This window comes from Mucilaginibacter flavidus (genome assembly GCF_024055575.1).
GTDB classification, from domain to species: domain Bacteria; phylum Bacteroidota; class Bacteroidia; order Sphingobacteriales; family Sphingobacteriaceae; genus Mucilaginibacter; species Mucilaginibacter flavidus.
This window is the reverse complement of sequence record NZ_JAMXOE010000015.1, coordinates 1-22,049: the sequence shown is the minus strand read 5'-3', so window position 1 is coordinate 22,049 and position 22,049 is coordinate 1. Positions and strand designations below refer to the sequence as shown.

Below are 22,049 nucleotides of genomic sequence, written 5' to 3'. Positions count from 1 at the left end.
TAAATGATAAGAAAGAATAAAATTTTTGTACTGCATTTCCATGTATATAAAATTGTATTTGCTTTTATCATACTGTTTGCCGCAGTTAAAGGCAAGGGCCAGGGTTTGCAGTTCAATTCAAACGACAGTTTGCTGGCTAAACGTACGTCGTATTCGGTTTTTAAAACGGAGTAACCAACGTTTTCAGGACACCTCTACATTAATTTCGACCTTTCGCTGTGGGATAACGAGCACCTGGGGTATATCCTCAACATTACCGATGCTAAAAACAACTCCTATAGCCTGAGCTCAATATATGACGGATCACCTTTTTTAAATTTCAACATCGATAGCAAGGCTAATAAAATAAAAATTCCGCTCACTAGGGGGCAGTTGAAAAAGCGGAGCTGGATGCCGGTGAAAATAGACATTGACTTAAAGGGAAACACACTAGGGATATTGATAAATGGCAGGTGGTACCGGGCAATCGATTTTGGTTTCAGTAATACTATTACGCCTAAAATATATTTCGGGAAAAACGAACATTATTTTGACGTGCCCAAAATGGCCATCAGGAATTTAACCATCGGCGACGGCAGCAAAAACTATTCGTTCCCCCTGAATGAGTGGAGCGGCAAAAATGTGTACAGCAGCGATGGCGATAACCTTGGCGTTGTTGACAACCCAGTGTGGCTGATTATCGAATCGTACTTTTGGGCGCCCCGGTTTACCCGTGGTTTTAGCGAAGTGGCAGGCGTGAATTTTAACGAAGCTGCACAGAAACTTATTATGTTTAAAAGCGACTCGCTGATAAGTTATGATGTGCAGCGCAATAACCTAACGGGCCAGACTTATCAAAATAAATGCCCGGTTCCCCCTGCATTTGGGCAAAAGCATAATCAATACCCGTGAAAATAAGCTCTACTCGTACGAAACACTTAAGTCATCCAAACCGGGCCCAAGCATTGCTTCGCTCGATTTAAATACCCTGAAATGGGATATAACCGGTTTTGGAGCCATTAAGGAACAGTGGCACCACCACGATATTTTTTATAATAAGGCGCAGGACAGTATATTTTTGTTTGGCGGTTATGGCTCGTACTAATATTACATGGATTTTTTCGTGTACAACAGGCAAGCCGATACCTGGGACAAAGTGCAGTTTACCGGCGATAAAATTATGCCCCGTTTTTTTTCGGGCTATAGCCAGGCGGATGAAAACAACAACGTTTACATTTTTGGCGGCTATGGTAACCAAAGCGGTAACCAGGTGGTTGGCGGTATGCATTTTTACGATCTGTATTGTGTTAACTTAACCACCCGCACCATTAAAAAATGCTGGGAAATAAAGCCGCCGGCCGAGGACTTTGTAGCGGCGAATAACCTGATCATCAGCAGCGATAAAAAGTATTTTTATGCCATTTGCTACGCGCATGATAAACCGAAAACCAGCTTAAGATTGTGCAGGTTTTCGATAAAGGATGGGGCATACGAGGCTGTTAGCGGAAGTATACCAGCCAAGGGCGAAAAGATTGAAACCGATATTAATCTTTTCTATAACCACCAGCAGGAGACGTTTTATTGTGCTATACAGGAGTTTACATCACCCGATTATTCAACAGTGCGGGTTTATTCGCTGGCCTCGCCGCCGGTCACGGAGAAAGATTACTTGGCATCGCAGCAGGAAAATGCTCTTGTCGGCGGTTTTAGCTTTAGACTGGTTACGTCGTGGTGGACAATTATTCTACTTATCGGAGTAGTCATAGGTATAATCTTTTATTTTAAACAACGAAAAAAAGCTAAGAGTATTTGTAGTTAGGATTACACCGATTAAACTAAGATTAAGGGAAAGATGCCGCGTCAAGGCATCGGGTCGTCCTAAAATCAAGCAAATCTTGGTTCAGACCAATGATCGATAATATATCTTTCCGATATTTTCATTACAAAATATCACCAAAATTTATATTTTTGATAATCACAATCAAACTATTACCCCCATGTTTTACGGCGGCGGCTCTTATTATTACCTAATTATCGGTCTGCAGATTTTCTGTGCCATCCATTGCCTGCGCCGGGGGACGCAAGGGCGGTGGCTATGGATAATTATAGTTTTGCCTGTATTAGGAAGTTTGATTTATATCTATCAGGAGATTCTTTCAAATCGACGTTTCAATGCGCCTAAAATTAATATAGGTGCAGTAATAAATCCGGGGGGCAATATCAAGAAACTGGAAGACGAGCTAAACTTTACCGACACGTTTGCCAACCGGATGAAGCTGGCAGACGCCTACCTTGCAGCAGGCCAAACCGAAAAAGCGGCCGACCTTTATAAAACCAGCCTCACTGGTGCATTTGCCGAAAATGAGCATGGATTGATGCAACTGATTATCGCTTATTACGAATTGCAGCTGTACGAAGAAGTTATTCCCATAGCAAAAAAACTCTACAAAATACCGCAGTTTGCCCGCTCGAAGGCACACCTGGCCTATGCTATGTCGCTTGAAGAACTGGGACAACTTGACGAGGCCGAAAACGAGTTTAAAGCGATGAAAGGCCGTTACTCATATTTCGAGCAACGGTATCAATATGGCCTGTTTTTGCTTCGTAACGACCGCGAAACCGATGCATGGACGATTTTTAGTGATATGCTAAATGAGGAGCAGCACCTTAGCCAGATGGAAAAACGCAGCAACAGCAAATGGTTTAGCCTGGCCAAGGCCGAGATAAAGAAAATTGCTGCGCAGCAAAAAGCCTGATCGTACTATCCGGTAGAACAGTCTCGTCCCATATCGACCTATAACACTAATGGTCGATAATTAGCGTATCTTACAGCGGTATGGACATCATATTCGACGAACTCATCGACAGCTACCTGGCTACTAACGTGGGTACAGTCAGCAATTTTCTTAGTGTAGCCTTATCAGCCCACCTGGCCGATAATATAACAGCGCTTTATGCTGCCGATTTACTCCTCTCGGCTGGAACAGGTAATAATAAACTGATAAACCATGATAAACTGGTAAGAAGCGATAAAATTTACTGGTTAGACAGGATCCATAACGACGCTTATGAAAATATTTTTTTTGACCTGATGGATAACTTTGTGAGCCACCTGAACCGGACTTGCTTTGCAGGCATTACCGGCTATGAATTCCATTACACCCTTTACGAGAAAGGGGCTTTTTACAAACGCCATTTAGACAATTTCAAACAAAATGGCACCCGGGCATTTTCGATGATCATGTATTTAAACAGCGAGGTTGACGGCGGTGATTTACGCATTTACCAGGGTACTAGTTCCCGTGACATTTCGCCCAATGCTGGTAAAAGCGTGTTTTTTAAAAGCAACGAGCTGGAACACGAGGTATTGATAACCCATTTGCCAAGGATGAGCATTACCGGATGGCTAAAGATTGTGGGTTAAGGGGATAAAATTGGGTAGCTTATTCCGAAAACAAATGTTCTTCCCATTTACAAGCGACTGTATTGTAATAAGTCCCTTCCCCATCTAAAAAATAATTGATTATAGCGCTGTGCGCCAGTTAATTTCACCCTTTTGGGGTGAACTTCGCTATAAGTTATTGCCATAGCTTTGGAGAGAAGATGGACAATCAATCAAACACTCTCATCGCTGGCCCCAAAAAACAATATAACACTTAATGAAGTAGCGGAGTTGCCATTGGCTTTACCATTCAGTGGTAAGCCTATAAAAAGAAAGCTGTGAAAAAGTTCTACGAGATGCTGACTAAAATTTAACGTTTTTACCCCATCGTTCTTCGCCCTTGGTAGTGTTTTTATTATAGCTGTGAACTTTCCTGTTGAATCCGTTAAATAAAAAAGCCCCCACATTTCTGTGAGGCTTCTGCTCCCCGAACTGTGCGTTTTTCGAACTAATTTTTGGATCAATTGTTCGTTTTGAACGATTTGAGGTAGTTTTAGTTTCGACCCAGGCTGGATTCTCGAACCACTTTCTAATTTGCAAATTTTATTTTTGACAGGTCTTTTGATCTTAACTGTCTATTGGCCATTAATTGTTATTCTTTGTAGTCCTTTTCAATTATGTTAAGCATGCCTTCGGCAGTAGCTTTCATAATCTGAAGCCGGGTAACCTCATAAATGAATGATGATTTTAATTGATGCTGGTAATACACATACTGCCTAATGAATTTTTTATCCACCGGGTTCAGTGTGTGTACGCCGGTTGGCCTACTGATAGTATTGTTATTATTATCTACCATTGTTTGAAAAACATTCCCGTCAAATATTTGTGATATAAAGGGATACAAAAACGCCCGCTCAGTAATGTCACCTGAAGACTGTTGTTTGTAACTGTCAAAGTGTTTTTGGTATTCCAGGATACCATCAATCAGGTGCTCATCCTTTATAAGCCTGAAATTACCCGAGCTTTTTAACTGGACAACAGTGCGGTCGGTTATTTCAAAATCAGGTTTCCTGGTAGCCCAGAGCGCGCATAATAATATGCGGCGTTCACCTCGTCAGGAGTTAATACCGGTTTATTGACCAGCATGATCAGCGAATCCATCATCACCACCTGTATCTTGATATTTTTAATTTGCAGGGCAACGTTAGCTGTATCCTGCCTTAGATCGTTTTTTAGGGATGCCACATATTCGGTTTCCTTACCATGGTCGCCCAAATATTCCCTGAGGCTTTCGGCAAAAAAACCTGTTGTTACTGCCAGCACTATCATGATATATTCTAAAAGATATTCTTTCCAGGGCTTTGGCTTATGCTCTAATTGTGGGTGATGGTGTACTTCCATGGTTGCAGAATCGTGTTTGGTTAAATTATGGTCACCGGCGCGTGACAAGTCCTGGCTTTTTGGTTTTCGGTTGGGCTTTTTTGCCGGTTTTTTTGCCTGTTGGGAAGGATGTTGTTTTGGCGCCTTATCCATGGTAAATATTATTTGGTAAAGGCACTGAAAAATGATGGGCAATACTCTTATCAGGGAGCGCTAATTTGAACATATCCATCAATTAATTTTCGCTCAATATATTGAAATTGGCAATATCTTCAAAACATTATATTCAGCCTGTAGCCGGTGTTTTCACCGCACCACTAAAATATAAGCAACAAAAAAAGCCCCGCGGACGTGCGGGGCTTTGCTCCTGAAGCTGGACTCGAACCAGCGACCCTCTGATTAACAGTCAGATGCTCTAACCGGCTGAGCTATTCAGGAGTGCATTTCCGGTTTGGAGTGTGCAAAAGTATGATTTCTGCCTTAATTACACAACAACTCTTTTAAAAAAAATTAAAAAATTATGCCTGTGCAAAATTAACAGCTCATTAATAGCGCTTTAAATGTTTTTGTACCGGTGTAAATAAGGCAACTATGGCTTAATTTCATAATATTTGCAAAATTTTTAATTACTACTACATGAGTTTACTGGTTATTGGTACCGTTGCATTTGATGCTATTGAAACGCCTTTTGGCAAAACAGATAAAATTGTTGGCGGCGCCGCCACCTTTGCAAGTCTTGCGGCTTCCTATTTTTACGATAAGGTTAAAATTGTTGCTGTTGTGGGCGACGACTTCCCCGAGCCATTTATAAAGGATTTTAACAAACACAGCATTGATACCGAAGGCCTGCAAATAAAAAGGGGCGAAAAGTCATTTTTTTGGAGCGGTAAGTATCATAACGACATGAACAGCCGCGATACCCTGGTTACCGAGTTGAACGTGCTTGCTGATTTTGATCCCATCATTCCCGAAAACTACCAGGACTGCGAATACCTGATGTTGGGCAACCTTACCCCGCAAGTGCAGCAAACTGTTATCAAACGCCTTAAGAACCGCCCTAAGCTGATTGTGCTTGACACCATGAACTTTTGGATGGACATTATGCTGGATGACTTGCTGGATACTATCAAAATGATAGACGTGTTAACCATTAACGATGCCGAGGCGCGCCAGCTATCGGGTGAATATTCATTGGTAAAAGCCGCCAACAAAATATTGACCATGGGCCCCAAATATCTCATCATAAAAAAAGGCGAACACGGTGCGCTGCTGTTTGGCGATGGCAAAATATTTTCGGCACCAGCATTGCCGCTTGCCGAAGTATTTGATCCTACGGGCGCCGGGGACACCTTTGCTGGTGGTTTTGTGGGCTACATGGCAAAGGTTGGTTCGGTTAATTTTAACAATATGAAAAATGCCATCATCTTTGGATCGGCACTGGCGTCATTCTGCGTTGAAAAATTCGGTACCGAAAAAATTCTTAACCTAACCCAGGAAGAAATTGCTGCAAGGGTACAGGAATTTGTGAGCCTGTCGAAGTTTGAGATATTATAGGAGGTCTGAAATCGGAGGTCTGAAATCGGAGATCTGACCTCCGGCTTCTGTCTTCAGCCCAGCTTCCCCACCACATCTAAATTCTGAAACACCCACTCATCGTGCGGAGCATCGCCGAGTTCGGCGGTAAGGTCCTGGCCGGCCCAGTGTTCGTAGTGTTTGCCGTTGCGCCAAAGACGACTGCGCGATACGTCGTAGATAATCCCCTTATAGGCTATCCATACCTCAGGTTTGTCCTGCCCGTTGCGTAAAGCGAGTTGCGATTTTGTGTAGGTAGCAAGTTCTGCCATATTACACGCAAATCTATGCGTTTTTAAACAATGGCTGTATTACAATATCCAATAAATCCCCAAATCGGACAAATCCCGGTTCAGACAACTAAAAAGCCCGGAAAAAATCCGGGCTTTTGTTTTTATATAGATAGATGTAACTGAAATGAACTTTTAGTTTTCGGCGTACACAGGTTTTGAAACGCCGTTATCATAAGCTTTAAGACTTTTCTTCAGCAGCTTGCGTGCAACGTGTATACGTGTTTTAACCGTGCCGATAGGTATTTCCAAATGGTCGGCAATTTCGTGGTACTTGTGGCCCTCGAAATACATAGTGAAGGGTACGTAATAATCAGCAGGCAACCTGTCCAATGCTTTTTTCAGGTCGTCCATCACAAACTTGGCTTCGCCCTGATTTTTGGTCGAGCTGAACACCAGGTTTGGAGAGCTTATTTCGTCACTTTTGGTTACAAAAGTGTTCATTTTTATAAAACGGCGATAGTTATTAATGAAGGTGTTCTTCATAATTGTGTATAACCACCCTTTCAAATTTGTTCCTTCTTTAAACTTATTATAATAAGTTATGGCCTTCAACATTGTATCCTGAACAAGGTCGTTAGCATCATCTGCGTCATGGGTAAAATGGAGGGCATAAGACCTTAATGAGGTTGCCTGACGTAGTACTAGGGTGTTAAACTCAATCTTTGTCATACTTGTTAAAGTTTTGTATCTATACTTAGGCAAGCATAGTGCCACTTACGCTTTGCCTGCTATGACGACTTTAATGTACAACAAGTAATTATTTGGAATTTTAAAGTGTGTATATGTTACACTATTGATATATTTAAATCGTTGGTAAACAGTAGTATTGCGGACAATTCTATGACACTATTTCTCTAAGGAGTAGCGAGTTTAGGTAACAGGAATGTTATATTTCCCAGCGGTTTTTAAAGGTGTATTTTATTTCTAATAAAATTATTTAACTAATAATATTCACCTCGCGTTGTAACAAAACGCCAAATTTAGTGTACACACTGTCTATGATTTGCGACGAAAAACTGTACACTTCTTCGCCCGTTGCGCCACCATGGTTCACCAGTACCAGCGCTTGGTTTTTCCACGTACCTGTGTGGCCAACTACTTTTCCCTTCCATCCGCACTGTTCAATCAGCCAGCCAGCAGCCAGCTTTACCCGTCCATCGCCGCCGGGGTAGTTCACCACTTCCGGGAATTTGGCATGCACCTGTGCAAATAGTTCGGCGCTGATGATGGGATTTTTAAAAAAACTGCCCGCATTGCCAATGGTCGAAGGATCGGGAAGTTTGGATACGCGGATATGCGACACCACCTGCGACACATCTTTTAATGTAGGCTCCGTTATTCCGCGGTTTTGCAGCTCCTGCTCAATGGCGCCGTATTTTAAATTAAAATTGGGCACCAGCGACAAATGGAATTTTACAGACACTATAATATACTCTCCCTGCAATTCGCTTTTAAATATGCTTTCGCGATAGCCGAATTTACAATCGGCTTTGGTAAAAGTTTTAAAGGTACCTGTTGCCAGCTCAAAGGCGTTGCAGCTTTGGAATACGTCTTTCAGCTCGACCCCATAGGCACCGATGTTCTGTATAGGCGATGCACCCACCGAGCCCGGTATTAAACTCAAATTCTCCATCCCGGCATAGCCGCGTGCCACGCAAAAGTTCACCAGGTCGTTCCATACCTCGCCGCCGCCGGCCTCAACAAACACATCGTTATGGCTGATCCTGTGCTCAATGCCGCGGATATTTATCCGAATAACCAGCCCCTCATAATCCTTCAGTAACAGCATGTTGCTGCCGCCGCCCAAAACCAGATGAGGCATCTGCTTCCACTGCGGATCCATAAACAACTCAACAAGGTGGTCATTGCGGTTAATCTCCACAAAATACCTGGCTTTGGCATCAACGCCGAAAGTGTTAAAATTTTTAAGCGATACGTTTTCTTGTATTTGTAGCATGGGGTTGATGTGCGAATGTGCCGATGTGCAAATATAAACTAAGATTTATAGGATTTATTGGATTGTAGGATTTGATGTGCAGATGTGCGAATATGCAGATGTGCGGATGAGGACAACCTTTTTGAAGCATATAACTGCCACTCATCAATTCTACTCAACACAGCTAATCGAAACTGCCACTTACTACTTAACTCCACATTCAACTACTCACTCAACAAAGATGCAACCACCAGCCCCAGCAACCCGCCATCAATAACGGTAACGATTAAATTGCCATACTGATGCAGCGGCAGTCCAGTGGCCAGGCGTATGGCAATGGTTACGGCCATAACCAATATGAGCTGCAACCAAAAGGCTGATATATTTTTTGCCCGCGTAAGTTCGCCTTTGGGTAGCGCCAGGCATAAAATAGCGATAAACAACAGCCCAAGCACAGTGCTGCCATGCTGTAATATGGTAAACCCGAATAAATGGTAGCCGTATATATTAAAAACTCGCTGCAAAACCGGCCACTGGTGCACATACATGCCATTGGGGTGACTAAAACCATCCCACACAATATGCGATGCCGCCCCCAGCGCAACTGAAACCAGGATAGCCAGAAAATAACCCACGGTATAAAACGTAACGTGTTGCCTGGCCCAGTAAAAGCGGCGGTTAAGTCCGCCGGGCAGGTGCGTTATCAGTTTTTCCTTAATAAAAATTTCGTACAAAATTACCAGCACAAAAGCCAGCGGCACATCAAACCAAACCAGCCCCTGCCAGGTATGGCTGTAGATGCTAACAATACGCATCCGCCCGAAATACTCAAAATCGGGCACCATACTGCCAATAACCAGCCCCGTAGTTGAGAGCCCGCGTTTAAAAATTTTACCGAAAGATAAAACAATAGCCGGATGTGCAAAGGTGAATGGCATGTGGGTAAATATAGGATTTTTGAATGATGGGTTCAGGGAGTGCGGGAATGATGTGTGGATTTTTTGCAAGAGATTTTACCCCGCCTATCAATTGATAACCGCCCCGATGGCAAAATTCGTCCCATCTTCATAAACCTTCCAGTCTGAGGGATACTGCGCTTTCCTGTATACAGCGTATGTAACGCCATTTCGCCGGCTATCGTCATACCGGTAGCCAAGGTTCTTCCAAATACCCTTAATACCGGGGACGCGGGGGTAAAGGCTTCCGTGGTCGTTAACTTTTTCGGTGCCATAGTAATCAGGCGAAAGCGTTTCAATGCCGATAAAAAGCCCTTCTTCGGGCAGCTGGATGTTATACTTTGAAATATCCACCCTGAATACCGGCAGCTTTTTTTGATTGTATACAATAAGGGTGTCCTTAATCAGCGGTTCGCCAGGCTCCATGCTGTCTTTTACCTTCGAATATAGAATCACCCTAAACGCCCTTTCAATGCCCTTATGGTTGTTGAGCAATACATATTCAACTGCGGTAACAGTGCCGGTAAGTTTATCGTTATTGGGTATGTATTCGGCAATCTCTTCGTTGGTAGCAAACAAGTATCCGCCGGTTGCCTGCAGGTTAATATTGCCGAAGGGGGTGCCTTTAGGCTTCGAATTTATGGTTACTTCGTGCAGTGCGGTGGTAATAGCACTGAGCATCAATGTATCCGGGTATTTGCCGCCCGGTTTATAATAAAGGGTTTTATAGCCAACGCACGAAACCGTTATGCTTTTACCACCGATGTTGTTTTTATCAATATTAATTACCCCATCAGCACCTGTGATATAGCTACCGGTATTAATGCCGGAAACTGTTGCGCGCTCAATACCTTTTAAGGTAAGGCTATCGGCAATAGTTAGGCGCCATATATTATTAGCATTGCTTTGTGATAGCACAGTAGTTGTAACACAAACTAAAAATAATGTAACAAGTGTTGATTTTTTCATTGCGACAAGGTATTTAACGGATAATAAAGTCTAAGTATTTTTTATTGTGCCCGTTATTTTTTTGCTCCAGTTTAAAGATTTCAAAATCATTAGCGCACCGCAAAAACGGTACTTATAAACCTTATATTTGAATAACCACAACCCCCATGCAAACCCCAAACGAAGAATACACCAACCAACAACCGTCACCCGAAAATAAAGAGCCAATCTTTCTGCCACGGACCAATGGTTGGGGGTGGTCGCTTAATTTTAACCGGCGGGAATCGTATTTCGTGCTGGCTATAATTTTAGGTGTGCCCTTTGCCGTAGTGTTATGTGTCATTTTATTTGTTAAATAACATTGGACGGCGCGTAATTTAAAACCCCATCCCCACACTGTTCTCTTTCAAAAAAACCTTGAATTTATCCTGTAGCCGGTGAAACTCCGCTATTATCCTCAACCCTTCGGCAGTAAGCGTTGCGTTGCCGCCGCCTTTGCCGCCACGATGGCTGGTTACCAATGGTGATTTAAAGTGGGTGTTCATGTGGTTAATAAGGTCCCAGGCCTGTTTGTAACTCATTTTCATCTGCAGCGCTGCCTGCCTGATAGAGCCGGATTGATGTATCCGCTCCAGCAGCTCGATACGGCCATGGCCCAGGATTTTCTCGCTGGCTGTTTCAACCCATATCCGCCCGTTTAGTGTAAATATCTGCTCCATTGGCCTGGTTTTGTTTTCAACTGTTAAGGTATAAATATAGTCAGGCATTTATAAACGGCTTTACCTCTTTTTAAAATATAATTTATTTGCCGACCATATTTTGATTGGGCCTTCTTTTTTCCTATCATTATATTTTTAAAAGTATAACGAATCCTATACTGGAAATTTAACCCTGTCAACCCAAAACCTATTATACTATGCAAACCAACTTACCCGCGCTTAAAAAAAACGTTCTAAAGTATTTCAAAATTAATGCGCTATTAGCGTTTGTATTTCTTTCGGCCTTAATGACGCCGCAGCTGACAAAAGCCCAGACCCCGCCTGATACCATCAAAGTACAGGGTGCCACCTACCAAAAAGTAAAAGAGAAACCGGAGTATCCCAAAGTGGTTGGCTATTTAAGCTTTATAGTACCGATAGTTACCCATGCTGATGGTAAATTCACCCCCAATTTCGATCATCATATCGCCAGCATCGGTTTCCCGGTAGGCGTTAACGTGTTGTACAGCGCCAAATTTGGCTTTAGCTACGAGTTCACGCCAACTATAAAATCATCAGGCGGAACCAGCAAAATGAGCAACCTGTTGTTCGACCCGGGCACCATGTTCCGCTTCGAACACGGGTTTACCATTATCACACGGCTGGCTTTTGAAACATCAGGCCGGTATGGTTTTACGCCTGTATTTAACAAGGTTTACGCACGCTCAAAGGATGTAAATTACTTTGTGGCCCTGTCGCTGCCAAACCGTTTCGGCAACGCCGATCCGTATTCAATTGGGCTAAACGTGCAATTTGGGTTTACTTTTAATTAATCAGGGGTAATTGTAAGCTAAGGTGCCCCATCAAATTTTTATTTCAAATTCCTTTGAATTCCTCCCTTTATTAGTTAACTTGGTACAACCAATTGCTAACCATTAATAAAGGAGTTTCTTATGAAGAAAAAAGCTACCTTAGTTAATCAGCCTGGTAAGACTGAAACTAATAAGTCCGAACCTTTGCCCCGTCAAATTACCGTTCAAGTTGTTCATCATCACCATTCATTTTGCGACCATTCACATGGCCGTGTTAACAGGTATCCTTTTGGTGGCAGCCACGGGCCCGAGGCATTTTAACGACCGCTGTTGCGGGTTTACCACGGGTTCCGTAGCTTTCTGCTATGGCCCGTATTAAATACGCACCAACAATTTTATTGTTGTGTATCCTATGCCTTAGCTGCAACTTAAACAGCGGCGGTGCAAATTCAGCATCCGCCCCCAAAACTTCGCAAAAAAAATGCGGATGAGAATTTTGATGCTTTTTTTAGCAGGTTTAAAACTGATTCTGTTTTTCAAAAATCGCGCATCCGGTTTCCGCTTAAAATTAAACTTACCGCCGGCGAAGGCGACATCGACTCGACAAACTTAATTCCTGCAGGCAGCTTGCCTTACATCAATTTATTTACAGTAAAAGGAATAAAAGGAATTGTCAAAAAAACTGTTTTGAGCCCTGCAAAAGTCGATGTGCGTTTTCAACTGCAGGATACCGGTTTTGAGGAAAATTTTACCTTTGTAAAGAAGAATGGCCAATGGAACCTTATTTTAATAGTTGACAATTCTGATTGATCAATAATTTTCCTCCTTATACCAACCCGATGCAAAACCAGGACATAACCGAAGGCTTCCAGCATGTAGATCAATCGCAAACAGGCTTCCTGATAAAGTTCCTGGAAGACGTGCACCGCTGCGAAACCGTACAGGAAGGATTTGCCAAACAATTAGCGTGGCTTAACATACAACCCGGTCAGCACGTGCTTGACGTGGGCTGCGGCATTGGCGACCAGGCATTTGCTATGGCTAAACTTACCGGCAAAACGGGCAGCGTTACCGGCACCGATATCAGCACCGCGATGATAACAATGGCCCAACACCGGCATGCAATGACACACTTGCCCCTGCAGGTTTTAGTTGCCCCTGCGGCCCGACAGCCCTTTGCAGAGGATTCGTTTGATATAATCCGCACCGAGCGTGTGCTGATGTATCTTAAAAATATCGAAGAAGTGTTTGTCGAATACACGCGACTGTTAAAGCCCGGCGGCAAGTTGCTTATTTTTGATGTTGACTGGGATGCGCTGGTATTGCCTCACCCCGATAAAGAGCTAACCCGCAGTATAGTTGAGTTTATAAGCGACAGCTTTCCATCAGGCCGCATCGGCGCCGAGCTGTTTTGCCATTTTAAGGACTCCGGCTTTAAGGATATACAAATAAGGCCGCATGGCTACATGCACAACCTCGAGCTTACTAAGCGCATTATAGGCGGCATAATATCTACCGGCGTGGATCACAACGTTTTTACCAACGATGAAGTTAACGGCTGGTGGGCTGAGTTAGAAAGGGCCGACGCTGCCGGTCAATTCTTTTCCTGTTTCCAGGGATTTATAGTGATGGGGACGCGGAATTAGATTTGCTTTACCTGTCGTGCTGGTCCCAAACCAGTTTGCTAACGTCATAAACAATGCTTTTGGCTTTTTCAAGATAATCGCTTTTGATAGCTTCGGGAATAGTTTTTTCGCGGGATAAGATCCACAAATAGTTAAGGTTATTGCCGGCTATTAAAGCATATTTATAATTATCATCAATGGCTATCACATTATACCCGGCATAAAACGGCCCGAAAAATGATACTTGCAGGCGGCCGGTGTTTGGATCGCCGGCAAATTTTGCTTTACCAACGCTTTGTTTCCATTTGTTATTTACAAAATCGTAGCCCCGGTTATCAACCCTGATTAATCCGTCGCCTCTCAGCGTATAAGTGGCCGTTACGTTGTTGAGGTTCTTTTCATACTTAAAATCAAGCCGGGCTATTTCATACCATTTACCCAGGTATTTGTCTTTATAAAATGGTTTTACTGCTTTTGCCCCTTTGGGGATAGAAACGCACGAGCTGAGCTTTAACGCAACTGCCGCTGCGCCCAGTCCCAATGCTAACGCCAATTGCCAATTTTTTAGTTTCATAATGTATTTTTAATTAACCCAGTTACCAATGCTTGTGTAACCGGGATAATAATTATTTGTTTTTAAAAATGCACGTGTTAAAACCAAAATCAACCAGGTACACTACAGAATCGTTACATTATCTTTTTGTTAAGCCCATCTGTCCGTCATAATCAATCAGTACTTTTGGTATTACAAATATCATCCTATGAAACTAAAATTCTTGAGCATCATAGCTTTTATTAGTTTAAGTTTTCAATCTATAGCTCAAACACCAGGCAAAATTGAGCAAACCGGGCAGGTATTACTACCCAACGGCTGGAAACTGAGCCCTGCCGGTCGTGGTTTGCCACTTGGCGATTTGCCGTTAAACATTCAGTTATCAGCATCAGGTAAATTACTGGCTGTTACCAATAACGGACAAAGCACACAATCCATCTAGCTGATCGATACCAAAACAGAACAACAGCTTGATGAGCGGATAATAAAAAAGGCATGGTACGGATTGGCATTCAGTCATGATGAGAAAAAGCTATATGCATCGGGCGGTAATGACAACCAGATACTGGTATATCCCATCCAAAATAACAAAATAGGCGTTGCGGACACCATTAAACTTGGCGCAGCCTGGCCGAAAAATAAAATATGCACCACCGGTATAGTGCTTAACAAAAGCAACACGCGTTTATACACTGTTACCAAAGAAGATAGCGCGCTTTATGTGATTGACCCGACAAGCCTTAAGGTAGTAAAACGCCAGAAGCTGGCTGCCGAGGCTTACAGTTGCGTATTATCGCCCGATGAAAAAACGCTGTACATTTCTATTTGGGGCGGGGGCGAGGTAAGCTGCTATAATACTGCAACAGGCGTCATAAATAGTATAAAAACAGGCAGTCACCCCAACGAGTTGCTGCTGAATAAAAAAGGCACCCGGCTTTTTGTGGCCAATGCCAATGACAATTCAGTATCGGTTATAAATACCGTCACCCGCAAAACTACCGAAGTAATATCAACTTCGCTTTATCCCACCCGGCTAACGGGCTCAACCACCAATGGCCTGGCCCTTTCGCCCACCGAAAAAACGCTTTACATTGCCAATGCCGACAATAATTGCCTGGCCGTGTTTGATGTTAGCCTACCCGGCAACAGCAAAAGCCAGGGCTTTATCCCGGTAGGCTGGTACCCAACAAACGTAAAAACGCTGGGAGATAAAATATTTGTAGCAAACGGTAAGGGTTTTACCTCCATGGCAAATCCGAAAGGCCCGCAGCCGGTTAAAAAAGCCGACAACAGCGGCTACCAAAAAGGGGCTGTAAATAGCAGGGAGCAATATATTGGCGGCTTGTTTAAAGGCACCCTGAGCATTATTGATGCGCCAACCGAGGCTAAACTAAAAACATATACCAAACAGGTTTATGCCAACACGCCCTTTACCGATAAAATTGCCGCAACGGCTCCGGGTGAGGCGGGTAACCCAATACCACGTAGGCGCGGCGAAAAATCGCCTATAAAACACGTGTTTTATATTATCAAGGAAAATCGCACGTACGACCAGGTTTTAGGGGATATGACAAAAGGCAACGGCGACACATCGCTTTGTATTTTTGGCGAAAAGGTTACCCCAAACCACCACGCCATTGCTGACAACTTTGTGCTGCTTGATAATTTTTATGTAGATGCCGAGGTAAGCGCCGATGGGCATAACTGGAGTACCGCCGCATATGCAACCGATTTTATTGAGAAAACATGGCCTACAAGCTATGGTGGTCGTGGCGGAAATTACGATAGCGAGGGCACCCGCGATGCCGGCGATCCGCGCGATGGTTTTATTTGGGACTACTGCAAACGCGCGGGTGTAAGCTACCGCACCTACGGCGAATTTGCTGATGATTATAAACCAAACATAAAAGTACTAAAGGACCATATTTGCCCCAGCGCGCCAAGTTTCGATCTAAATATTACCGACATCAAACGCGAAGAGGTTTGGGCACAAGATTTCGACTCGCTTTTGAGCATCAATGCAGTTCCACAATTTAACTCTATACGCATCTGTAACGACCATACCAGCGGGCAGCGTAAAGGTGCCATATCGCCCATTGCCGCTGTTGCAGACAACGACCAGGGAGTCGGGCGTTTTTTGGAGCACTTATCACACAGCTCCATTTGGAAGGAATCGGTGGTGTTTATTTTGGAAGATGACGCCCAAAACGGCCCCGATCACATTGATGCACACCGCAGTCCGGTATTTGTTGCAGGTCCTTATGTAAAACGTGGCGAGGCCATACACGCCATGTATTCTACTTCCGGCGTGTTGCGCACCATTGAATTAATACTCGGCCTGCCACCGATGAGCCAGTATGATGCCGCAGCCCTGCCCCTGTACGAATGCTTTACCGGCAAGCCTGATTTTACCCCATACAATGCAAGACCGGCCCAGGTAAACCTGGAACAACGCAATGTTGCCGACAATAAAAGCAGTCTCCGCTCCGAACATTTTAACTTCGCCAAAGAAGACGCCGTACCCGACCTTGACCTTAACGAGGTAATATGGAAATATGTAAAGGGAGAGAACGCAGTAATGCCCGCGCCAAAGCGCAGCGCCTTTGTTATTTTAGAGAAGAAGAAAAAGGATGATGATTAAGCGCGGATGTGGCGATAAGGTGTGATGACAATATATTACAGCGGCAATATTCTTATCCTGTTTTTGTCTTCATTAATTACAAGCAGCGCGCCTTTTTCGAGCAATTCAGCATATTTCTTAATCGTTGGAATAACAATATCACGAAGGTGTGATATTGTGACGTTTTGAGTCCGAACTTGTATGATGCTTGGTTTTTCAGCTTTTGTAAGGGCTATTGCCGTACCGAAATCAAGGTCATGCGTAAAAACGACGTGATTGTTGTTACGAGCCCAATTAATTATAATTTTATCGGCCGCGTCGTGTTTTCCAACGCTCGACCAATGAACAGCATCAAGCGCATGAATTTTAAACTCTCCAACCCATTGGGGAGATAAATTCATATCGATTATTATGCTCATGCTGTAGCAAGCGGAACTTCAAATTCTTCGGAGCGCCAGGCAGCATAGGCCAAAGCCTGCATAACATCATCATGTTGCAGATAGGGGTACATTTTTAATACATCGTCAACAGATAATCCCGATGCAAGTAGGCCTATAATAGTCCCCACGGTCATTCTCAGGCCTCTTATACAAGGCTTACCACCCATAACGTCAGGATTAAGCGTAATTCGTTCTAAGTTTTTCATTATCCTTGTTATCTTATCAAACAAAAATACGCATTATTACAATACGAGAAGTTTTGCCGTTTAACAAAATAGCCTATCTCAAATCTTACATCTTCTCAAAACAAATTCATAATTTAGAAAGTTTTACAACCGATACTTTTTAAACCTATGGCCATTTTAGAAAACGACTTTTTACGGGTAGAAATTAATGCGAAAGGCGCCCAGCTTACCTCAGTTTTTAACAAAGAAACCCAAACAGAACACATGTGGCAGGCTGATGCCAGCATATGGCCATGGCATGCCCCAAATTTGTTTCCTGTAGTGGGCGGGTTGATAAACGATGAACTTTTGGTTGATGGCCAAACTTATCACATGAGCCGGCATGGCTTTGCCCGGCAATCGGAATTTGTTTTGTTGGAAAGCGATGATGTGCACGCGGTATATTCGTTGCCCAACAGCGAAACCACGCTAAAAGTATATCCTTATAAATTTGATTTCCAGGTTTTATATAATTTGATTGATAATGCACTTCGGCTTACCTATAAGCTGATCAGCCACGATAAAAAAACAATCTATTTTTCGGTAGGCGGTCATCCGGCGTTCAGGGTGCCGTTTAATGCCGGCGAGAAATACGAAGATTATTATCTTGAATTTGAAACCGGCGAAAAGCTGGAAACATATTCCTTGTCGACCGATGGTTTTTTTACCGGCGAAACCCACCCCGTGCCAACATCCCATAACCGGCTGTATTTAACCAGGGATTTGTTTAAAGCCGATGCGCTGGTGTTTAAAAACCTGAAATCGCGCGAGGTTTGTATTAAGAGCGACAATCACGATAAATCAATCTCGGTTGAATTCCCCCATTTCAATTACCTGGGCATTTGGGCCAAACCGGGCGCCGATTTTGTTTGCATTGAACCCTGGCTGGGCTGCGCCGATTCCGTGGATAAACATGTTGATATCAGCCAAAAAGAAGAAATCCAGCAGTTAAAGCCCGGTCATGTTTTTGAAGCTGCGTTTTTTATAAGTGTGTAAGCCATCTTTGTCATTCTGAGCAAGAGCGAAGAATCTTATGCGTGCGATATTCACGCTAGAAAAGTATCGACGCAACCTTTAAGATTAAGCCTGGTCAATCGTAGAAGATTCTTCGCGCTGCTCAGAATTACAAAGTCATTTTATAGCGTTATAGAAATTGTTTCACCATTCGTTTTCGGTGCATAATTTATCGCCAAATCACCCTTTAGAGTGCTATTTACACTTTTAATAAGCTTGCCGTTCACCATAAACCGGTAACTCGCATTCGGCTTTAACTGGTGCAAAACATAAGCAACTGGTGTAGTAACGCTTTGCTGCCATTCCATTTTAACGGCATCCCAATTTTTTATATTGATGGATAAGCCATGTGCCGATGTGGCATCCAGTGAAGCAATAGCTGCGTTCCCGTTAAAATAAGTTAACTGGTTTTTGGTTGAATTAAAACCAAAGCTTTTGCCGCTTGTCACCTTAAACTTATGGTCCGAAACGGAATAGTTATCATTGTCAAGATTGATGACCAACTTTTTACCCCTGAAATTGTAGTTCAAAGCCGTACCGGCAAGCTCAGGCGTAATATGTGGTTCCAGGTAAAACCGATTGTACATCGGGTTTATGCCATAAATTGCCTGGTAAAGCCCTACGATAGAAAGGCTGTTACCTGATAAAATATCATCGCCCTGTCCATCCTGTTTTTCCCGGGCATAACGCTGAAATGCAAGCCCGTCCTTACTGTATTGTTCTAATACGTTTTTTACATATTTTAACGCAAGCCCAGGATTATAATCTGCGTATGCCTTTACCGCAACCGACCCCCACGATAAAAACAAGTCGCCGTTCTCGTAAGAAGGGAAGGGGTATTGCGATTGTTTTGCTTCGCCAGGTGCGTAAGGGTACATGCACAATGGCCAAAAGAACAGGTTTTCCTTTACCATCTGGGTCTCGATTCCATCCAAAATTATTTTTTTTCGGGCATTATCATCACAAATGCCGTAAGCAATCGCCATAAAGTTTACAGGCGTTACCATGTTGCGCCCGTGTACACTTTTGTCCTTATCAATCCAGTAGTCGTAGCAGCCTTTTTCTTCATCCCAAAAGCCGCCATTTTTTATATCCTTATTAAAACTGGCTTTTAATTTGGCAGCAAACGCCGTATAATATATTGCCTTAGCCGAATTGCCCAATTGGTGTTCAATATCGGCCCATTTTACCAGTGCATGGTACAGGTTGGCGTTTACAAAGGCGTTTTCGTAACAGGCCCACACAATATCAATCCAATCGCTGCTACGTTTTTGCGTGTGGCTATCGGTCATCATTTCAACCAGGCCGTTGTGGTTTTCGTCTCTTTTTAAAATCCAGTCCAAAGCTTTTTCGCAGGACAGTTGGTGTGTTTTAACCCAAGCTTTATTGCCCGTCATATCATAAAGCTCGGCAACATTCGTCACAAAATCCGGGTTCGAGTCCATTAAAATTCCCCATTGTGCTTCGTAAAAGCCCTCTTTGTTAAACTTGCCGGGCATGGCGTCTTCGTTGGTATAGGCCCAACGCGGGTAAACCCGCCCATCGGGCTTTATGGCGTGGTCGCGGTAATAGTTGAGGGTGCTTTCGTAGCCTTTTAAATAGCTGGGGTCGTTTATAGCCAGGCCCATCTGCGCAATGTATTGTTCATGCAGGCAAATGGGACCATACGGCGTATGCCAGCTGTTACCCCCAAAATGTAATGAGTCTATAACGCCGATACGGGCAATTGTATTTAACACGGCACCTACTTTATCACCGTCGATGCCCTTAAAATCGCCGCGGCCGTATTTTTGTTTAAAATCGAAATATGTTAAGGTAATGCTTTGCCTGCTGATGCCTGCTGGTATAGTAAATGGCGCCCAAACGTCGGTATGGCCCCTGATGAACCGGCGGCGGTTGGTACCAGTATCGCCTTTTGGCAGCAACTCTTTGCCCGATACACTTATGGTATACGCCAGCTTATCGTCGTTAGTGCGCGAGTATTTCATGGCCACATTTTTACCGGGAGAGCTAACGGTAATGTTCAGTCCATTATTAGTTTTGCCGTTCCAAAAATTTGTCGAACGTGTGTGCACACCGTATGTACACAACTTTTCGTTAAACAAATAAAACCAGGCTAAGCCGCCATAACCCTGGTAAGCGCCTTCCCAAGTGTTGATGTTATCAAAATTAAATACCGGGGCGGCAGATTCATCCGCAGTTATAGCCTTTGACGAACTTCTTTCTATGGTCCAGTTTATGGCTTTGCCCTTAATTGTAAAAATCCAGTTTTCCTTAACCGGTCCATAATTGACCCCGGTTAGCTTAAATACGTTACCCTGTTTTACCAGTGTCGGTTTTCCGCTTAAATGCAGCGAAGAATAAACAACGCCGCCAATGTTTACCGATGTGAAAATCCCCTCCGGACCGCTGATTACTTTTTGCCCGTTAACCACCAGCGAGGTTATGCTGACTTTGTCGCTATAATCAAGTACCATGGTGATTTTAGGGCTGCTGATGGTTATTTCTTTGGCCCCGGCAAAGACCGGCAAAAAAATAATTGAACAATAAATTAAGACGGTGTAGATTTTTTTTAACAGCATATGTTTTTTGTTTGCGGGTGGAATAGTTTACGGACCGGCGCATTAATGTTAGCCCGTTAGCACCTCAAAATTAATATATAACTTGGTATCCGGCTAAATTTCCAAAGGTAAAATCTGGAACGGCTAAATTGTTTTAGTAGAATTGAGGAGTTGACTTGCTTTTCAGGCGTTTTCTTTCATTGGTAATATCTCAACCAAAGATTTTATCGAATGAAATAGAAAGTTTTTTTGACGCTTAGTAGAAATGCTCCGGATTTGGGAAGGTAACCGAAAAGCATCCATACGCCTGGGAGGACTTGGATTCATTAAAAAAGACAATACAGCCCCACCAAAGTGGGGCCGTAAATGTCATCCCTAATCAATTGCCGTTAATATTTTAATAAGATGTACCCTGTTTTGCGCATAAGTTTACCCTTGTCGTTATACTCCAATTGGTAAAAATAGGTGCCTGCCTGAAGTAACCTGCCGTTGATGTTCGATTGCCCGTCAAACACCCGCGACGCATTGTCATATCCTTTTATGCTGTATACCAACATACCGCTACGGCTCATCAGCTGAAAGGTGTTTTGCGGGTAGTTGCCGATGCCGGTTATCTCCAGTACATCGCCTACCCCGTCTCCGTTGGGCGATACGCCCTGTTTTACTACAGGTGTATTTATTACATCGAGTAGTGTTTCGTCCACTTTGGCTGCGAAGCCAGGGGTGGTGGTAGTTGTTATGTTTACGATTGCCGCATCGCTGCCAAAGGCATTATAAGCTGTAACCGTGTAATCTGTGGCAGCACTGGCTGCTGCAGGCGTGCCGCTGATGGTACCTGTTGTGCTGTCGAAGGTTAAACCAGGCGGTAAGGCAGGGCTGATGGTATAACCGGTAAGCAGTATTTTTCGTACCTGGTGGCCTGCATAATCTGCTACATAGAGGTTACCCTGTCCGTCTGTGGCTACCCCGCGGGGGCTGTTAAATGTGGCAGAGGTGCCCGTCCCACCAGCATTGCCTGCTGCTCCGCTGCCCGAAAGCGTGGTCACTACCCCTGCT

Annotated in this window: 28 protein-coding genes and 1 tRNA gene; 15 read left to right on the top strand and 14 right to left on the bottom strand. The window is 43.6% G+C overall.

Annotation, left to right across the window (positions count from 1 at the left end; genetic code table 11):
- Positions 1 to 3: 3 nt before the first annotated feature.
- The 6 genes from NAF19_RS19800 to NAF19_RS19775 all read left to right on the top strand — a co-directional run bounded on the left by NAF19_RS19800 (position 4) and on the right by NAF19_RS19775 (position 3,403).
- On the top strand, positions 4 to 174 hold the full coding sequence (locus tag NAF19_RS19800) for a hypothetical protein (RefSeq protein ID WP_252792072.1): 171 nt from the start codon (positions 4 to 6) through the stop codon (positions 172 to 174).
- Positions 175 to 372: 198 nt separating this feature from the next.
- Positions 373 to 891 (top strand): hypothetical protein, encoded by a 519-nt coding sequence (locus NAF19_RS19795; RefSeq protein ID WP_252792071.1) that lies wholly within the window; start codon positions 373 to 375, stop codon positions 889 to 891.
- Positions 863 to 1,084, top strand: a complete 222-nt coding sequence (locus NAF19_RS19790; protein WP_252792070.1) for a hypothetical protein — start codon at positions 863 to 865, stop codon at positions 1,082 to 1,084. Before NAF19_RS19795 ends, NAF19_RS19790 begins: the two co-directional genes overlap by 29 nt.
- Before the next feature lie 6 nt (positions 1,085 to 1,090).
- The gene (locus tag NAF19_RS19785; protein WP_252792069.1) at positions 1,091 to 1,798 is read left to right on the top strand and encodes a kelch repeat-containing protein; all 708 of its coding nucleotides are present in this window, start codon (positions 1,091 to 1,093) and stop codon (positions 1,796 to 1,798) included.
- A gap of 178 nt (positions 1,799 to 1,976) precedes the next feature.
- Positions 1,977 to 2,735: a PLDc N-terminal domain-containing protein gene (locus NAF19_RS19780; protein WP_252792068.1), complete on the top strand. Its 759-nt coding sequence runs from the start codon at positions 1,977 to 1,979 to the stop codon at positions 2,733 to 2,735.
- 80 nt (positions 2,736 to 2,815) lie between these two features.
- Positions 2,816 to 3,403 (top strand): 2OG-Fe(II) oxygenase, encoded by a 588-nt coding sequence (locus tag NAF19_RS19775; protein ID WP_252792067.1) that lies wholly within the window; start codon positions 2,816 to 2,818, stop codon positions 3,401 to 3,403.
- 610 nt (positions 3,404 to 4,013) lie between these two features.
- Here the strand turns inward: NAF19_RS19775 and NAF19_RS19770 are convergent.
- From NAF19_RS19770 to NAF19_RS19760, 3 genes are all read right to left on the bottom strand, one after another.
- Complete coding sequence (locus tag NAF19_RS19770; protein WP_252792066.1) at positions 4,014 to 4,217, bottom strand: hypothetical protein; 204 nt, start codon at positions 4,215 to 4,217, stop codon at positions 4,014 to 4,016.
- A gap of 194 nt (positions 4,218 to 4,411) precedes the next feature.
- Positions 4,412 to 4,894 carry a hypothetical protein gene (locus tag NAF19_RS19765; protein WP_252792065.1) on the bottom strand — a complete coding sequence of 161 codons (483 nt, stop codon included), beginning with the start codon at positions 4,892 to 4,894 and terminating at the stop codon, positions 4,412 to 4,414.
- 211 nt (positions 4,895 to 5,105) lie between these two features.
- Positions 5,106 to 5,179, bottom strand: a tRNA-Asn gene (locus NAF19_RS19760).
- A gap of 198 nt (positions 5,180 to 5,377) precedes the next feature.
- Here NAF19_RS19760 and NAF19_RS19755 point away from each other — a divergent pair.
- The gene (locus NAF19_RS19755) at positions 5,378 to 6,295 is read left to right on the top strand and encodes a PfkB family carbohydrate kinase (RefSeq protein WP_252792064.1); all 918 of its coding nucleotides are present in this window, start codon (positions 5,378 to 5,380) and stop codon (positions 6,293 to 6,295) included.
- A 53-nt stretch (positions 6,296 to 6,348) separates the two neighbouring features.
- Here NAF19_RS19755 and NAF19_RS19750 read toward each other — a convergent pair whose 3' ends face one another.
- The 5 genes from NAF19_RS19750 to NAF19_RS19730 all read right to left on the bottom strand — a co-directional run bounded on the left by NAF19_RS19750 (position 6,349) and on the right by NAF19_RS19730 (position 10,467).
- Positions 6,349 to 6,585, bottom strand: a complete 237-nt coding sequence (locus NAF19_RS19750) for a cytochrome b5 domain-containing protein (RefSeq protein WP_252792063.1) — start codon at positions 6,583 to 6,585, stop codon at positions 6,349 to 6,351.
- A gap of 153 nt (positions 6,586 to 6,738) precedes the next feature.
- Positions 6,739 to 7,275: an RNA polymerase sigma factor gene (locus NAF19_RS19745; protein WP_252792062.1), complete on the bottom strand. Its 537-nt coding sequence runs from the start codon at positions 7,273 to 7,275 to the stop codon at positions 6,739 to 6,741.
- 268 nt (positions 7,276 to 7,543) lie between these two features.
- A complete protein-coding gene (gene murB, locus NAF19_RS19740) occupies positions 7,544 to 8,563 on the bottom strand; it encodes a UDP-N-acetylmuramate dehydrogenase (RefSeq protein ID WP_252792061.1) in 1,020 nt (339 codons plus the stop codon).
- 203 nt (positions 8,564 to 8,766) lie between these two features.
- The gene (locus NAF19_RS19735; RefSeq protein WP_252792060.1) at positions 8,767 to 9,480 is read right to left on the bottom strand and encodes a DUF4184 family protein; all 714 of its coding nucleotides are present in this window, start codon (positions 9,478 to 9,480) and stop codon (positions 8,767 to 8,769) included.
- A gap of 87 nt (positions 9,481 to 9,567) precedes the next feature.
- Positions 9,568 to 10,467, bottom strand: a complete 900-nt coding sequence (locus NAF19_RS19730) for a hypothetical protein (RefSeq protein WP_252792059.1) — start codon at positions 10,465 to 10,467, stop codon at positions 9,568 to 9,570.
- A gap of 146 nt (positions 10,468 to 10,613) precedes the next feature.
- On the opposite strand from NAF19_RS19730, the gene NAF19_RS19725 reads away from it, so the two are divergent.
- Positions 10,614 to 10,805: a hypothetical protein gene (locus NAF19_RS19725; RefSeq protein ID WP_252792058.1), complete on the top strand. Its 192-nt coding sequence runs from the start codon at positions 10,614 to 10,616 to the stop codon at positions 10,803 to 10,805.
- A gap of 18 nt (positions 10,806 to 10,823) precedes the next feature.
- Here the strand turns inward: NAF19_RS19725 and NAF19_RS19720 are convergent, their stop codons facing one another.
- Positions 10,824 to 11,213 (bottom strand): winged helix-turn-helix domain-containing protein, encoded by a 390-nt coding sequence (locus NAF19_RS19720; RefSeq protein WP_252792057.1) that lies wholly within the window; start codon positions 11,211 to 11,213, stop codon positions 10,824 to 10,826.
- A 149-nt stretch (positions 11,214 to 11,362) separates the two neighbouring features.
- Here NAF19_RS19720 and NAF19_RS19715 point away from each other — a divergent pair, with 149 nt between their 5' ends.
- From NAF19_RS19715 to NAF19_RS19700, 4 genes are all read left to right on the top strand, one after another.
- A complete protein-coding gene (locus NAF19_RS19715; RefSeq protein ID WP_252792056.1) occupies positions 11,363 to 11,977 on the top strand; it encodes a hypothetical protein in 615 nt (204 codons plus the stop codon).
- A gap of 120 nt (positions 11,978 to 12,097) precedes the next feature.
- Positions 12,098 to 12,277, top strand: coding sequence for a hypothetical protein (locus NAF19_RS19710; protein ID WP_252792055.1), 180 nt, complete (start codon positions 12,098 to 12,100; stop codon positions 12,275 to 12,277).
- A gap of 120 nt (positions 12,278 to 12,397) precedes the next feature.
- Positions 12,398 to 12,766 carry a DUF4348 domain-containing protein gene (locus NAF19_RS19705; protein WP_252792054.1) on the top strand — a complete coding sequence of 123 codons (369 nt, stop codon included), beginning with the start codon at positions 12,398 to 12,400 and terminating at the stop codon, positions 12,764 to 12,766.
- 29 nt (positions 12,767 to 12,795) lie between these two features.
- Positions 12,796 to 13,602 (top strand): methyltransferase domain-containing protein, encoded by an 807-nt coding sequence (locus tag NAF19_RS19700; RefSeq protein WP_252792053.1) that lies wholly within the window; start codon positions 12,796 to 12,798, stop codon positions 13,600 to 13,602.
- A 7-nt stretch (positions 13,603 to 13,609) separates the two neighbouring features.
- Here the strand turns inward: NAF19_RS19700 and NAF19_RS19695 are convergent, their stop codons facing one another.
- Positions 13,610 to 14,155 carry a lipocalin family protein gene (locus NAF19_RS19695; protein WP_252792052.1) on the bottom strand — a complete coding sequence of 182 codons (546 nt, stop codon included), beginning with the start codon at positions 14,153 to 14,155 and terminating at the stop codon, positions 13,610 to 13,612.
- A 187-nt stretch (positions 14,156 to 14,342) separates the two neighbouring features.
- Between NAF19_RS19695 and NAF19_RS19690 the strand changes: the two genes are divergently transcribed.
- The gene (locus tag NAF19_RS19690) at positions 14,343 to 14,576 is read left to right on the top strand and encodes a hypothetical protein (RefSeq protein ID WP_252792051.1); all 234 of its coding nucleotides are present in this window, start codon (positions 14,343 to 14,345) and stop codon (positions 14,574 to 14,576) included.
- A 63-nt stretch (positions 14,577 to 14,639) separates the two neighbouring features.
- Positions 14,640 to 16,775 carry a bifunctional YncE family protein/alkaline phosphatase family protein gene (locus NAF19_RS19685; protein WP_252792050.1) on the top strand — a complete coding sequence of 712 codons (2,136 nt, stop codon included), beginning with the start codon at positions 14,640 to 14,642 and terminating at the stop codon, positions 16,773 to 16,775.
- A gap of 35 nt (positions 16,776 to 16,810) precedes the next feature.
- Here the strand turns inward: NAF19_RS19685 and NAF19_RS19680 are convergent, their stop codons facing one another.
- Together NAF19_RS19680 and NAF19_RS19675 are read right to left on the bottom strand one after the other, a co-directional pair.
- Positions 16,811 to 17,173, bottom strand: a complete 363-nt coding sequence (locus tag NAF19_RS19680; RefSeq protein ID WP_252792049.1) for a DUF5615 family PIN-like protein — start codon at positions 17,171 to 17,173, stop codon at positions 16,811 to 16,813.
- Positions 17,170 to 17,400: a DUF433 domain-containing protein gene (locus tag NAF19_RS19675; protein ID WP_252792048.1), complete on the bottom strand. Its 231-nt coding sequence runs from the start codon at positions 17,398 to 17,400 to the stop codon at positions 17,170 to 17,172. The genes NAF19_RS19680 and NAF19_RS19675 overlap by 4 nt, the downstream gene beginning before the upstream one ends.
- Positions 17,401 to 17,547: 147 nt before the next feature.
- On the opposite strand from NAF19_RS19675, the gene NAF19_RS19670 reads away from it, so the two are divergent.
- Entirely contained in the window at positions 17,548 to 18,414 is an 867-nt protein-coding gene (locus NAF19_RS19670; RefSeq protein ID WP_252792047.1) for an aldose 1-epimerase family protein, read from the top strand.
- Positions 18,415 to 18,554: 140 nt separating this feature from the next.
- Here NAF19_RS19670 and NAF19_RS19665 read toward each other — a convergent pair whose 3' ends face one another.
- The gene (locus NAF19_RS19665) at positions 18,555 to 21,014 is read right to left on the bottom strand and encodes a glucosidase family protein (RefSeq protein ID WP_252792046.1); all 2,460 of its coding nucleotides are present in this window, start codon (positions 21,012 to 21,014) and stop codon (positions 18,555 to 18,557) included.
- 368 nt (positions 21,015 to 21,382) lie between these two features.
- A partial coding sequence (locus NAF19_RS19660; RefSeq protein WP_252792045.1) for a T9SS type B sorting domain-containing protein occupies positions 21,383 to 22,049 on the bottom strand: 667 nt, incomplete at its 5' end.